Raw genomic sequence first — 13242 nt, 5'->3', positions numbered from 1 at the left:
CGCCAGGGGATCAGTCCGGCATACGGACTGGTACAGGGCATACGGACTGGTACGTGTCGGCGCTCGGCCCTTGGTGGCCGGGGTGGCCGGGGTGGCCGGGGTGGCCGGGGTGGCCGGGGTGGCGACCTCGGCGCCCGGCGCGCCGCTCACCGCCTCCGCCCTCGGGTCCCTCAGCGCCCCGGGTCCCTCACTGCCTCGAGCCTCTCACCGCCCCGGGCCCGCTTGCGGATCCGTGCCCGCGGAGCCGCCGCCGCGCAGCCGTGCGACGTAGGCGGCGGCCTGGGTGCGCCGCTGCATTCCGAGCTTGGCGAGCAGGGAGGAGACGTAGTTCTTGACCGTCTTCTCCGCCAGGTGCAGCCGGTCGCCGATCTGCCGGTTGGTGAGGCCCTCGCCGATGAGGTCGAGGATCCGCTTCTCCTGGTCGGTCAGGTCCGCGAGGCGGTCCTCCTGGCGTCCCGCGCCGCCGCGCAGCCGCTCCAGCACGCGCGCGGTGGCGACCGGGTCCAGCAGCGACCGCCCTTCGGCGACGTCCCGCACGGCACCCACCAGGTCGCTGGCCCGGATGTCCTTGAGCACATAGCCCGACGCGCCCGCCATGATCGCGTCGAAGAGGGCCTCGTCGTCGGCGTAGGAGGTGAGCATCAGGCATGCGATCCCGGGCTGGGAGGAGCGGATCTCCCGGCACACCTCGACCCCGCTGCCGTCCGGCAGCCGTACGTCCAGCACCGCCACGTCGGGGCGCACCGCCGGGATCCGCGTCAGTGCCTCGGCGGCCGTGCCGGCCTCGCCGACGACCTCGATCCCGTCCTCGGCGGCGAGGAGTTCGTGCACCCCGCGCCGGACGACTTCGTGGTCGTCCAGGAGGAAAACCCTGATACCCGACTTTTCGGTCACAAGTTCAGCGTTGCACACGCGACCCGCGCCGACCTCTTACGAAGAATCGATCCTCGGGATACCGTGCCGTTGTCCCGGTGGCCTGCGAGAACGTCCATTTACTAGGAAATCCAAACAAAACCGCAGGTAGGACACCCTTCGCGCGAAAGTGGAAGGTGTGGGTAACGTTCACTTCGCAGGGCCTCCCGCCGGGTCGACCAACACTCCCGGCTCGGCCGTGCCGCACACACCCCGTGCGCCGCGACGAGTCGGGCAGGAGCCGCACTGGCCGCCGGCGGATCCCGGGGGCCGGACAGACGGAGGAGCAAGCGTGAGCGTGAAAAGCACTGCCGCGAAGCCCCGTACGCCCCGTACGGGCACGCGCGGTGGAGCGAAGCGCCGTGAGGGAGAGCCGGAGCTGGTACAGCTCCTCACCCCCGAGGGCGAGCGCGTCCAACACAGTGAGTACTCCATCGACCTGAGCCCCGACGAGCTGCGCGGTCTGTACCGGGACATGGTGCTGACCCGCCGGTTCGACGCGGAGGCCACGTCCTTGCAGCGGCAGGGCGAGCTGGGTCTGTGGGCGTCGCTGCTGGGCCAGGAGGCCGCACAGATCGGCTCGGGCCGGGCGACCAGGCCGGACGACTACGTCTTCCCCACCTACCGCGAGCACGGCGTCGCCTGGTGCCGCGGAGTGGACCCGGTCAACCTGCTCGGGATGTTCCGCGGGGTGAACCACGGAGGCTGGGACCCCAACGAGAACAACTTCCACCTGTACACGATCGTGATCGGCTCCCAGACGCTGCACGCGACCGGCTACGCCATGGGCGTCGCCAAGGACGGCGCGGACTCCGCCGTCATCGCCTACTTCGGCGACGGCGCCTCCAGCCAGGGCGACGTCGCGGAGGCCTTCACCTTCGCCGCCGTCTACAACGCCCCCGTCGTCTTCTTCTGCCAGAACAACCAGTGGGCGATCTCCGAGCCCACCGAGAAGCAGAGCCGCGTCCCGATCTACCAGCGCGCCGCCGGCTTCGGCTTCCCCGGCGTGCGGGTGGACGGCAACGACGTCCTCGCGGTCCTCGCGGTCACCCGCGCCGCCATGGACCACGCCCGCTCCGGCCAGGGCCCGATGCTCGTCGAGGCCTTCACGTACCGCATGGGCGCCCACACCACGTCCGACGACCCCACCCGCTACCGCCTCGACGAGGAGCGCGAGCAGTGGGAGCACAAGGACCCGATCCTGCGGCTGCGCACCTACCTGGAGAAGGACGGCATCGCCGACGAGGCCTTCTTCGCCGGCGTCGAGGCGGAGAGCGAGGCGCTCGGCAAGCGCGTCCGCGAGGCCGTGCGCGCCATGCCCGACCCCGACCCCATGTCGATCTTCGAGAACATCTACGCCGACGGGCACTCCCTCGTCGACGAGGAGCGCGCCCAGTTCGCCGCGTACCAGGCCTCGTTCGCGGACAGCACGGAGGGTCACTGACCATGGCAACGATGACCATCGCCAAGGCCCTCAACGAGGCGCTGCGCAAGTCCCTCGAGACCGACCCCAAGGTCGTCCTCATGGGTGAGGACATCGGCAAGCTCGGCGGTGTCTTCCGGATCACCGACGGCCTGCACAAGGACTTCGGCGAGCAGCGGGTGATCGACACCCCGCTCGCGGAGTCCGGCATCGTCGGCACCGCGATCGGCCTGGCCCTGCGCGGCTACCGCCCCGTCGTGGAGATCCAGTTCGACGGCTTCGTCTTCCCCGCGTACGACCAGATCGTCACCCAGCTCGCGAAGATGCACGCGCGCGCCCTGGGCAAGATCAAGCTGCCGGTCGTCATCCGCATCCCCTACGGCGGCGGCATCGGCGCCGTCGAGCACCACAGCGAGTCGCCCGAGGCGTACTTCGCGCACACCGCCGGACTCAAGGTCGTCTCCCCGTCGACCCCGCAGGACGCCTACTGGATGCTGCAGCAGGCCATCGACTCCGACGACCCGGTGATCTTCTTCGAGCCCAAGCGCCGCTACTGGGACAAGGGCGAGGTCGACACCGACGGCATCCCCGCCCCGCTGCACAAGGCCCGCACGGTCCTGGAGGGCACCGACCTCACCCTGGCCGCCTACGGCCCGATGGTGAAGGTCTGCCTGGAGGCGGCCGCCGCGGCCGCCGAGGAGGGCCGCAGCCTGGAGGTCGTGGACCTGCGGTCGCTGTCCCCGCTGGACTTCGACGCCGTCCAGGCGTCGGTGGAGAAGACCCGCCGCCTGGTCGTCGTGCACGAGGCGCCGGTGCAGCTCGGCATGGGGTCGGAGATCGCGGCCCGCATCACCGAGCGGTGCTTCTACCACCTCGAGGCCCCCGTGCTGCGGGTCGGCGGCTTCCACGCCCCCTACCCGCCGGCGCGGGTGGAGGAGGAGTACCTGCCCGGCCTGGACCGGGTGCTGGACGCCGTCGACCGCTCGCTGGCGTTCTGAGGAGAGGGTTGTGACGACAGTGGCAGCACCGCAGCGCTTCCGTGAGTTCAAGATGCCGGACGTCGGCGAGGGACTCACCGAGGCCGAGATCCTCAAGTGGTTCGTCAAGCCCGGCGACACCGTCGCCGACGGCCAGGTGGTCTGCGAGGTGGAAACCGCCAAGGCCGCGGTCGAGCTTCCGATCCCCTTCGACGGGGTGGTGCACGAACTGCGCTTCCCCGAGGGCGAGACGGTCGACGTCGGCACGGTGATCATCACCGTCGACACCGGTGAGGGCGGCGCCGGAGCGGCGGCCGAGGCCGCCCCGCAGCCGGCCGCCGCGGAGCCGGAGCAGAAGCGGCAACCCGTGCTGGTCGGCTACGGCGTCGCCGCCTCCTCGACCAAGCGCCGGCCCCGCAAGCAGCCCGCCGTGCCGGCCCAGACCGGCCATCTCCAGGCGATCCAGAACGAGCTGAGCGGGCAGGCCCCGGCACCGGCGGCCCCGGTCGCCCAGCCCCCGGCCGCGCCCGCCCCGGCCGCGTCCGCCGCGTTCGCGCCCGCCGAGGTGCGCCCGCTGGCCAAGCCGCCGGTGCGCAAGCTCGCCAAGGACCTGGGAGTGGACCTGGCCACGGTCACCCCGACCGGGCCGCAGGGCACGATCACCCGCGAGGACGTCCAGAGGGCGGCGGCCCCCGCCGCCGCGCCGGCCGCCCCCGCGCAGTCCACCGCCGCCGGGACGGCAGCGGCGCCCGCCGCCCAGGCCCCCGCCGCGGGCGGGCTGGAGACCCGCGTCCCGATCAAGGGCGTCCGCAAGGCCACGGCCGCGGCCATGGTCGCCAGCGCCTTCACCGCGCCGCACGTGACCGAGTTCGTCACCTTCGACATCACCCGGACCATGCGGCTCGTCCAGGAGCTGAAGACCGATCCGGCCTTCGCCGGGCTCAAGGTCAGCCCGCTGCTGCTGGTCGCCAAGGCCCTGCTGGTCGCGATCCGCCGCAATCCGGAGATCAACGCCGCCTGGGACGAGGCCAACCAGGAGATCGTCCACAAGGGCTACGTCAACCTGGGCATCGCGGCCGCCACCCCGCGCGGCCTGATCGTTCCCAACATCAAGGACGCCCAGGCCAAGACCCTGCCCGAACTGGCCGCCGCGCTCGGTCAGCTGGTCGCGACGGCCCGTGAGGGCAAGACCTCGCCGGCCGACATGCAGGGCGGCACGATCACCATCACCAACGTCGGCGTCTTCGGCGTCGACACCGGCACGCCCATCCTCAACCCCGGGGAGTCCGCGATCCTCGCCTTCGGCGCGGTCAAGGAACTGCCCTGGGTCCACAAGGGCAAGGTCAAGCCCCGCCAGGTCACCACGCTCGCGCTCTCCTTCGACCACCGCCTGGTCGACGGCGAGCTCGGCTCCAAGTTCCTCGCCGACGTCGCGGCGGTCCTGGAGTACCCCAAGCGTCTGATCACCTGGGCCTGATCCCCCGGACAGACGACGCGCAGGGCCCGGACATGTGTACGTCCGGGCCCTTCCCGCGCGTGTCGCCCCCACCCCGGCGGCGATATGTGACGTCATACCGCCATGGCGGTATCCGTTTCCGTGGTCCTGCTCCTGATCGTGATCACGCTCATCCTGCTCCGGGCGAAGTCGCTGAAGCCCTCCCACGCGATCCTGTGCGTCCTCCTCGGCTTCTGCCTCGCCAGCTCCAGCCTGGCCCCCACGATCCACTCCGGCCTGGTCGCCACCACGGACGCGGTGAGCGAGTTGAGCCCCTGAGCGCCGCGTTCCGCTGGTGTGCGGTGGCGCGGCCCAGCGCCTCACGGCAACGTTCGCCTCACGGCCGTTCGCCGGGTCGTCGTTTTGTGCCCCTGTGGCGCCCGGCGCGGCGCAGCCGGGCACGGCAGCTACGCGAGATCCGGGGGGCGCCCCTCGGTCACGGGTGCGGTTTCTCGCCCCGCGCCAGCATCGCCACGTACTTCTCGATCCGGCGCGCCCGGGTCTCGGCCTTCTTGGCGTCCTGGATCCGGTAAAGGATCGCGTAGCGGTTCTGCCCGTCCAGTGTCTCGAAGAACGCCGCCGCGGCCGGGTCGGCGGTCAGGGCCGCCGTGAGGTCGTCCGGCACTGTGGCGGTCCTCGCGCCGTCGTAGGCCGCCTCCCAGCGGCCGTCCGCCTTCGCGCGGTCGATCTCGGCCTGCCCCGCCGGATGCATCCGGCCCTGCTCGATCAGGGCGGCCGCCTTGTCGCGGTTGATTTTGGACCACTTGCTGCGGGGCCTGCGTGGAGTGAAGCGCTGAAGCCACCACTGGTCGTCGAACGCGGCCTTCCGGCCGTCGATCCAGCCGTAGCAGAGCGCCTCGTCGAGCGCCTGGGCGTAGTCCAGCGCGACGACTCCGGGGCCCTTCTTGCGCAGCTTGAGCCAGATCCCGGACGAGAGGGCGTGGTTCACGTCGAGCCATGCCCGGAACGCCTCGGCGGATGCGAACGCGATGGTCTCCTCATGGTCGGTCACCCCGTCAGCGAACCACACCGGACCGACAGCCATGAGGTGTTCGGGCGAGGCCCGCATGCGGGATGCCCGTGGACCGTCGGCCCGCTCCGTGCGCGGCTTCGCTCACCGGCCTCCGCTGAGGGCGCGCACTATCGCTGCCGCCGAGCCGGTGGTCGACCACACGTTCATCGACGTCGAGCCCGAGAAAGCACTGCGCCGGCTCTCCCGTGCGAGCGGCGCGTGAACCTGGCCAGGCGGGTCCGCACGGTCAACCAGCCGGCAGTGCAGGTGCGGCGCGTCATGATCGCCGACGAGCGCAGAGCCCGTTCCCGTCTCACTCGTACCGCTTGACGCACCATGAGGCCGGGTCGGGTGACGGTACACGCCGTGGCGAAGCTCGCCGGCATGTTTCCACGACTCGTCGGTGGTCAGGGTGTAGCACGCAGCCCGTCGACGATCACGTTGAGCATCCGTTCCGGCCGGTCCGGGGATGTCGGGAGTTGCTCGTTGATGAGCACGATCCCGTGGACGACGAGGAGCAAATCCCCGAGGTCGACGCCGTTCCGTGCGCTCGCGGTGGCTTGGGCCCGAGCCAGGAGTTGTTCACCGGCCGCCTTCATCTCGTTGCAGCTCGTGTTGACCGCTGTCCCGTCCTGCAGTTTGGCGGTCATGACGCTCGCGGCCAGGCCGCGGCCCGTGGCCCCGCTCTCCAGGTGCAGGCGCAGCCACTGGACGAACCCCTGGAACGGGTCAGGGCTGTCCAGCAACTCCAACGCTTGATCGCGAAGGGTGTCGGCAATGCGGAGGAAGACGGCTTCCAGTAGGTCCTGCCTGGTGGGGAAGTGGCGGTACAGGGTGGCGATACTGACCTCCGCCCGCCGGGCGATGTCTTCCAGCGCCGCGGCTGCCCCGCGCTCCTCGAAGACCAGCGCGGCGGCCTCGAGGAGCCTGTCGTAGTTGCGCTGCGCATCGGCACGCATGCGTCGCACGCGCGGAGCGGCCGGATGTGTGACCTGGGGCATGGACCCGGCTCCCTGTGGAATCGACATGGCTGCCCCTTAAATGTAGGGCCCCTACGGCTCTTGGTAGCGTAGGGGTCCTACGCTACCCTTCCGGAGGGGCCCTATGGTTAGCGCTCCGGAGCGCCAACCGCCTGGCGCGTGTCCCAGTACGCGAGCAACCTCAGGAGAAGACCATGGACACCTCGCTTCACGGCCGCCAGGCGCTGGTGACCGGCGCGGGCTCCGGCATCGGCCGTGGATGCGCCCTGGCTCTCGCGGCCAAGGGCGCGACGGTGATCGCGACCGACATCGATCTCGCCACTGCGGAGGAGACGTGCGAGCAGATCCGCGCGGCGGGGGGAGTCTCGGACGCACTTCCGCTGGACGTAGCCGAGGACTCCGCGTGGGAGTCGGTTCTGGCGACCGTACGGGAGCGTCACGGTGCCGTCACCGTGCTGGTCAACAACGCGGCTCTCAAAGCGTCGGTAGCCGGCGACCGCGGCCTGCTCGACAGCTCCCTCGAGGTGTGGGACCGGGTGCTCGCCACCAATCTCCGCGGCCCCATGCTTGGGGCGCGGCGCGTACTTCCGGACATGCTGGCCGCGGGAACCGGTTCGATCACCATGATGACCTCGACGGCGGCGCTGTACGGCATCAGCGACTTCGCGACCGCCTACTCCTCGGCGAAAGCGGGCATGATCGGCCTCACCCGCACCATCGCGGCGACCTACGGCGTGCGGGGAGTGCGCTGCAACGCGGTCGCTCCGGGAGTCATCATGGTCGGCGACGACTCTGCGAGCCAGGAGGCTTTCCAGAGGGCAACCGGCGGGCTGGTCGAGCGCACCGGAGTGCCGGCGGACATCGCGGAAACTGTCGCGTTCCTCTCCAGTGACGCCGGCTCCTACATCAACGGCCAGGTCCTGGTGGTCGACGGCGGCATCACCGCCCACATGCCCGGCCTTTCCCGCAGTCAGGATTCCTGACCGACGCGCCGGACACCGCGCAGCCGACGTCAGCATGCCGGGGCCGCAGACGCCTACCCCGGTCATCCAACGAATCCATACGAAGGAACCCAGCATGGAAATCATCGACGGTCAGCTCCACGCCAACCAGATAGGCCCCCACTGGCAGGAGGTCGACCTCGAAACCACACTCAACGCGACGATTGTGGCCATGGACGCTGTGGGCGTGCACGGCGCCGTGATCGACGAGTTCACCGGCCTCGACGACCAGTTCCACATGCTTCCCGGCGGCTACCATGCCAACGGGGCGTGGCGTCCCGAGCGCCCCTTCTCGGAACTGGCGGCCGCCAGGTATCCGGATCGGTTCGTGTGGCTGAGCCGGGTGGACTACAAGGACCCCGAACTCGAGGACGTGGTTGCCGGTCTGCGCCAGAAGCCGGGGTGCGTCGGCATCCGGGTCCATGCGGGATTCGACGGCAACACCTGGCGCGACCCGGAGTTCGAGCAGGGCGGCTACAGCAGGCTGTTCGCAGCATGTGAGGCCGAGCAAGTGCCGGTGTTCATCATGGTCACCCCTCGGGCGGAGACCCTTGAGCCGTACCTGCAGCGATTCCCGGGGTTGAAGTTTGTCATCGATCACATAGGCATCGCTTGGCCGACGGCCGAGACGGCGCCGACCGAGCGTTACAGCCGACTGGACAAGATCCGGTCTCTGGCCGAGTACGGCAACCTCCACGTGAAGTGGGCGCACATCGAGCGCCTCGCGGGAGAGCCCTACCCCTACCCCGACCTCATTCCACACTTCCGCAAGGTCGTCGACGCCTACGGTGCCGAGCGGATCTTGTGGGCCAGCGACCACACTCAGGCCGTCAAGCCCGGGCTGTCCCCGCATCCGGCACCCTATTCACACAGCCTGCACTACCTGCTGGACTCGAACGAGTTCTCCGCCGCCGAGAAGGAATGGATGCTCGGCCGCACCATCCGCAGCGTCCTGGACTGGAAGTCCTGAGAGGTCGTTGAGTTCGATCTGCCCTGGTTGGTGATCGCTCGACCGGCGCAGACGCGATCGACCGCTACAAACGGCTCGCCGGGCGACCTCGTACGCGGATGGAGGGGCTGCGTGCGGACCGACTGCGGATGCCGACCCGTCCTGTGGACATCCCTCCGCTCCTGGACGCCGGCCTGCTACGTGAGACTCGGGTAACCGACGACGCGGCCGGTGTCGGCGACCGGAAGACGTGAACGTCTTGGCCTCGCGATCGATCGAATGGAAGTCCGGCGAGGCAGGGTGGGCGTGAGGTTCAACGGTGACGAGCGCTGCCGGATCGTCTGGGCGACCGGCGCCCCGGCGGCGGAGGGCCCGGCGCCGGCCGAGCCGTCATCGGGCTCAGCCTGACCGGTGAATCCGGGGCTCTTGGCCCGTACGAGGGTCATCCGTAGGGGTAGGGCTGACCAGTACCAGGCCCGCGCAGCGCCCGCTCGCTCAAGGTCCGAGCCGGTCCGCAGGTACCCGAGCAGCGCGGATCGGACGCGGCCGCGTCCGAACGCGTTCAGAGCCGGCTCGATGAAACCACGGTTGAGACTCGGGTTGGGATCGTGGACCGCTGCCTTGACGAGTGCGTCGAACGCTGCCTCGGACAGGCCCATGCCTTGGCGGCACGCCTCACGCAGCGCCGCCCGAGCGCGGTGCTCCCAGGTCAGGGGTCCACCCGGCTGAGGCTCTGGAACGACGTCGAGCCCGAGGATCCGGACGACCTCCACAAGACGCGTGGCGAATGGCTCCCACGTGTCCTCGGTGGCGTCCGGCAGCGCCATGAAGCTCTGTTCCGTCCGCTCCGTCTCACCGGCAGTCGTCTCGTTCCCGTCCGCAGCCATTCGTCGCTCCCCCCGCCGTACACGTGCGATCCGACGTTCATACCAGGATGGCAAGCTTGAGGGATGAACGATGCCGCCCCGGCGCCCACCCCCGCGCCCGCACCCCGCAAGCGTGTCCGTGTCCGCGCCCCCGAGCTGGTCGGCAGGGGCGGATGGATCAACACCGGAGGCAAGGCCCTCACCCTGGCCGACCTGCGAGGGAAAGTCACAATTGTTGATTTTTGGACTTTCTGCTGCGTCAACTGCCTGCACGTCCTCGACGAGCTGCGCGAGCTGGAGGAGAAGCACCGCGACACCGTGGTGATCGTCGGGGTGCACTCGCCGAAGTTCGTGCACGAGGCGGAGCACCGGTCGGTCGTGGACGCCGTGGAGCGGTACGGGGTGCACCACCCGGTGCTCGACGACCCCGAGCTCACGACCTGGAAGCAGTACGCCGTGCGGGCGTGGCCCACGCTGACCGTGATCGACCCGGAGGGGTACGTCGTCGCCCAGCACTCCGGCGAGGGGCACGCACACGCGCTGGAGGCGCTGGTCACCGAGCTGGAGGCGGAGCACGAGGCCAAGGGGACGCTGCGCCGCGGGGACGGGCCGTATGTGCCGCCGGAGCCGGTCGCCACCGACCTGCGGTTCCCGGGCAAGCCCCTGCTGCTCCCCTCGGGGAACCTGCTGGTGTCGGACTCGACCCGGCACCAGCTGGTGGAGATGGCGCCGGACGGCGAGAGCGTCGTGCGGCGGATCGGCGGCCCGGAGGACTTCAACGAGCCGCAGGGGCTGGCGCTCCTGCCGGACGGCACGGTGGTCGTCGCCGACACCGTGAACCACCGCCTGCGGGTGTTCGATCCGGTGAGCGGGGCTTTGGAGACGGTGGCCGGCACCGGGAAGCAGTGGTGGCAGGGCTCGGCGACCTCGGGCCCGGCGCTGGGCACCGACCTGTCCTCGCCCTGGGACGTGGCGTGGTGGGACGGCAGGGTGTGGATCGCCATGGCGGGCGTCCACCAGCTGTGGACGTACGACCCGTCGGACGGATCGGTCGCCGTGGCCGCCGGGACGACCAACGAGGGGCTGGTCGACGGCCCGGCGGAGCAGGCGTGGTTCGCGCAGCCGTCGGGGCTCGCGGCGGCCGGTGAGCGGCTGTGGGTCGCGGACTCCGAGACCAGCGCGCTGCGCTGGGTGGAGCGGGCCGCGGACGGCGCGGGGTACGTGGTGCGCACGGCCGTCGGCACGGGGCTGTTCGACTTCGGTCACCGTGACGGTGCCGCGGAGCAGGCGCTGCTGCAGCATCCGCTGGGGGTGACCGCCCTGCCGGACGGGTCGGTCGCGGTCAGCGACACCTACAACCACGCGCTGCGCCGCTTCGACCCGGCGACCGCTGAGGTCAGCACGCTCGCCACGGACCTGCGGGAGCCGTCGGGCGCGGTGCTGGACGGCGCGGAGATCGTGGTGGTGGAGTCCGCCCGCCACCGGCTGACGCGACTGCGCCTGCCGGAGGAGGCCGTGCGGGTCGAGGGCGCCGCGCACCGTACACGGCGGCCCACGACGGATGTGGCGCCCGGGCCGTTCCGGCTCGATGTGGTGTTCTCCGCCCCGGTCGGCCAGAAGCTCGACGAGCGCTACGGGCCCTCGACGCGGCTGCTGGTCAGCGCGACGCCGCCGGAGCTGCTGAGCGAAGGGGCCGGCAAGGGTACGGACCTCTTCCGTGACGTCGTCCTGAACGGCGACGTCGGCGAGGGGGTGCTGCACGTGTCGGCGATGGCCGCGTCGTGCGACGACGACCCGGGCAACGAGTTCCCCGCCTGCCATGTGCACCAGCAGGACTGGGGTGTCCCCGTCCGCCTGACGGCCGACGGGGACACCCGCCTCGCCCTGGTGCTCGCCGGGATGGACGGCTGACCCGCCGGGATGGACGTCTGACGCCCCCGCACGTGCGTCACACGTGCGGGTAGTTGCGGGCGCGTTCGTCCATCACCGGCATCGGCTCCACGACCCGGCGCTTCTTGAAGATGCTGATGTACGCGGCCAGGCCGATGGCGCCGACCGCCATCATGATCAGGCCGACCAGGTCCAGATTGACCCCGGCCATGTGCCAGTCGGTCGCGAAGGTGAGGATGGCCCCCACCGCGATCAGGCCGATGCAACCGCCGATTCCCATGATGTCCGCCTCCGAACGTGGTTGTCTCCACGGACTCGTAGGACCCGTGTACCCGGGGGCGGGCGTCTCATGGCCGTCGGATGCCGGTGAAGTCCGCTGCTTGGCGGCGGACTTCACCGGTGGGGGCGCGAAGGTCAGCCCTCCAGGAACGCCTTCAGGGCGCTGGCCAGCAGGAACGGGTCGTCGGCGCCGCACAGTTCGCGCGCGGAGTGCATCGAGAGGATCGGCACGCCGATGTCCACGGTCGTGATGCCGTGCCGGGCGGCGGTGATGGGGCCGATGGTGGTGCCGCAGGGCATGGCGTTGTTGGAGACGAAGGACTGCCAGGGCACGCCGGCCCGTTCGCAGGCGGCGGCGAAGACGCCGCGGCCGGCGCCGTCGGTGGAGTAGCGCTGGCTGACGTTGACCTTGAGGATCGGGCCGCCGTTGGGCACCGGGCGGTGCGTCGGGTCGTGCTTCTCCGCGAAGTTGGGGTGGACGGCGTGTCCGGTGTCGGCGGAGACGCAGACGGTGCCGGCGAAGGCGCGGGCGCGGTCCTCGTAGCCGCCGCCGCGCGCGAAGACGGAGCGCTCCAGGACGTTGCCGAGCAGCGGTCCGGCGGCGCCGGTGTCGGACTCGCTTCCGGTCTCCTCGTGGTCGAAGGCGGCCAGGACGGGGATGCAGGGCAGGTCGGCGCCGGCGACGGCGGCCAGGGCGGCGGTGCCGGCGTGCACGGAGAGCAGGTTGTCGAGCCGGCCGGCGGCCAGGAACTCTTGGTCGCGGCCGAGGTAGGCGGGCAGCTGGACGTCGTGCGTCATCAGGTCCCAGCCGACGACGTCGGCGGCGGCCACGCCGCTCTCCTGCGCGAGGAACGCGATCAGGGCGCCCTCCTCGACCTCGCCGAGGCCCCAGACGGGCTGCATGTGGCGCTGCTTGTCGAGCTTGAGGCCGTTTTCGTTGACGCCGCGGTCGAGGTGGACGGCGAGCTGCGGCACCCGCAGCAGCGGCCGGTCGACGTGGACCAGCGTCGTGCTGCCGTCGCGCAGCACCAGCCGGCCGGAGAGTCCCAGGTCGCGGTCGAGCCAGGTGTTGAGGAGGGCGCCGCCGTAGATCTCCACGGCGATCTGGCGCCACCCGAAGGCGCCGGAGTCGGGACGCGGCTTGACGCGCAGGTTGGTGGAGTCGGTGTGCGCGCCGACGACCCGGAACGGGGTGGCGGGTCCGGCTCCCTCGGGCACGTACCAGGCGATGATCGCGCCACCCCGCAGCACGTACCTGCCGCCCGCCTCGGCGCCCCACTCGTCGGTCTCGGCGACCTGCCGGAATCCGGCCTTCTCCAGGCGCTCGGCGGCGCTCGCCACCGCGTGGTACTGCGACGGGCTGGAGGCGAGGAAGGCTGCGAGGTCGTCGGTGTGGCCGCGGTCGAAGTGGGGCTGAGGGTTCATGCTTCAAGCATAGGGACGCGCGACGGCCCGCTC

General features: G+C 70.8%; 13 protein-coding genes. 7 read left to right on the top strand and 6 right to left on the bottom strand.

What is annotated here, in order from left to right; translation table 11 throughout:
• Positions 1 to 204: 204 nt before the first annotated feature.
• Positions 205 to 894 carry a response regulator gene (locus tag ACRWND_RS02510; protein ID WP_431945353.1) on the bottom strand — a complete coding sequence of 230 codons (690 nt, stop codon included), beginning with the start codon at positions 892 to 894 and terminating at the stop codon, positions 205 to 207.
• 310 nt (positions 895 to 1204) lie between these two features.
• Between ACRWND_RS02510 and pdhA the strand changes: the two genes are divergently transcribed.
• From pdhA to ACRWND_RS02490, 4 genes are all read left to right on the top strand, one after another.
• Positions 1205 to 2356, top strand: coding sequence for a pyruvate dehydrogenase (acetyl-transferring) E1 component subunit alpha (gene pdhA / locus ACRWND_RS02505; RefSeq protein WP_431945351.1), 1152 nt, complete (start codon positions 1205 to 1207; stop codon positions 2354 to 2356).
• Positions 2357 to 2358: 2 nt separating this feature from the next.
• Positions 2359 to 3333 (top strand): alpha-ketoacid dehydrogenase subunit beta, encoded by a 975-nt coding sequence (locus tag ACRWND_RS02500; RefSeq protein ID WP_431945349.1) that lies wholly within the window; start codon positions 2359 to 2361, stop codon positions 3331 to 3333.
• 52 nt (positions 3334 to 3385) lie between these two features.
• The gene (locus tag ACRWND_RS02495) at positions 3386 to 4789 is read left to right on the top strand and encodes a dihydrolipoamide acetyltransferase family protein (protein ID WP_431945501.1); all 1404 of its coding nucleotides are present in this window, start codon (positions 3386 to 3388) and stop codon (positions 4787 to 4789) included.
• Positions 4790 to 4891: 102 nt separating this feature from the next.
• On the top strand, positions 4892 to 5086 hold the full coding sequence (locus ACRWND_RS02490) for a hypothetical protein (RefSeq protein ID WP_431945347.1): 195 nt from the start codon (positions 4892 to 4894) through the stop codon (positions 5084 to 5086).
• Positions 5087 to 5243: 157 nt separating this feature from the next.
• Here ACRWND_RS02490 and ACRWND_RS02485 read toward each other — a convergent pair whose 3' ends face one another.
• On the bottom strand, positions 5244 to 5852 hold the full coding sequence (locus tag ACRWND_RS02485; RefSeq protein WP_431945345.1) for a YdeI/OmpD-associated family protein: 609 nt from the start codon (positions 5850 to 5852) through the stop codon (positions 5244 to 5246).
• A 374-nt stretch (positions 5853 to 6226) separates the two neighbouring features.
• Positions 6227 to 6778, bottom strand: coding sequence for a TetR/AcrR family transcriptional regulator (locus tag ACRWND_RS02480; RefSeq protein WP_431945343.1), 552 nt, complete (start codon positions 6776 to 6778; stop codon positions 6227 to 6229).
• Positions 6779 to 6993: 215 nt separating this feature from the next.
• On the opposite strand from ACRWND_RS02480, the gene ACRWND_RS02475 reads away from it, so the two are divergent.
• Together ACRWND_RS02475 and ACRWND_RS02470 are read left to right on the top strand one after the other, a co-directional pair.
• Positions 6994 to 7782: an SDR family NAD(P)-dependent oxidoreductase gene (locus ACRWND_RS02475; protein ID WP_431945341.1), complete on the top strand. Its 789-nt coding sequence runs from the start codon at positions 6994 to 6996 to the stop codon at positions 7780 to 7782.
• A 94-nt stretch (positions 7783 to 7876) separates the two neighbouring features.
• Complete coding sequence (locus tag ACRWND_RS02470; RefSeq protein ID WP_431945339.1) at positions 7877 to 8770, top strand: amidohydrolase family protein; 894 nt, start codon at positions 7877 to 7879, stop codon at positions 8768 to 8770.
• Between the two features lie 176 nt (positions 8771 to 8946).
• Here ACRWND_RS02470 and ACRWND_RS02465 read toward each other — a convergent pair whose 3' ends face one another.
• Positions 8947 to 9636: a hypothetical protein gene (locus ACRWND_RS02465; RefSeq protein WP_431945337.1), complete on the bottom strand. Its 690-nt coding sequence runs from the start codon at positions 9634 to 9636 to the stop codon at positions 8947 to 8949.
• A 63-nt stretch (positions 9637 to 9699) separates the two neighbouring features.
• Here ACRWND_RS02465 and ACRWND_RS02460 point away from each other — a divergent pair, with 63 nt between their 5' ends.
• The gene (locus ACRWND_RS02460) at positions 9700 to 11526 is read left to right on the top strand and encodes an NHL domain-containing thioredoxin family protein (RefSeq protein ID WP_431945335.1); all 1827 of its coding nucleotides are present in this window, start codon (positions 9700 to 9702) and stop codon (positions 11524 to 11526) included.
• Between the two features lie 37 nt (positions 11527 to 11563).
• Here the strand turns inward: ACRWND_RS02460 and ACRWND_RS02455 are convergent, their stop codons facing one another.
• Together ACRWND_RS02455 and ACRWND_RS02450 are read right to left on the bottom strand one after the other, a co-directional pair.
• Positions 11564 to 11785: a hypothetical protein gene (locus tag ACRWND_RS02455; protein WP_127354204.1), complete on the bottom strand. Its 222-nt coding sequence runs from the start codon at positions 11783 to 11785 to the stop codon at positions 11564 to 11566.
• A gap of 134 nt (positions 11786 to 11919) precedes the next feature.
• Positions 11920 to 13209 carry a M18 family aminopeptidase gene (locus ACRWND_RS02450; protein ID WP_431945333.1) on the bottom strand — a complete coding sequence of 430 codons (1290 nt, stop codon included), beginning with the start codon at positions 13207 to 13209 and terminating at the stop codon, positions 11920 to 11922.
• Between the last annotated feature and the right edge of the window lie 33 nt (positions 13210 to 13242).

Source organism: Actinacidiphila sp. bgisy167 (genome assembly GCF_965342175.1).
Taxonomy (GTDB): domain Bacteria; phylum Actinomycetota; class Actinomycetes; order Streptomycetales; family Streptomycetaceae; genus Actinacidiphila.
This window is presented reverse-complemented; position numbering and strand designations above follow the sequence as displayed.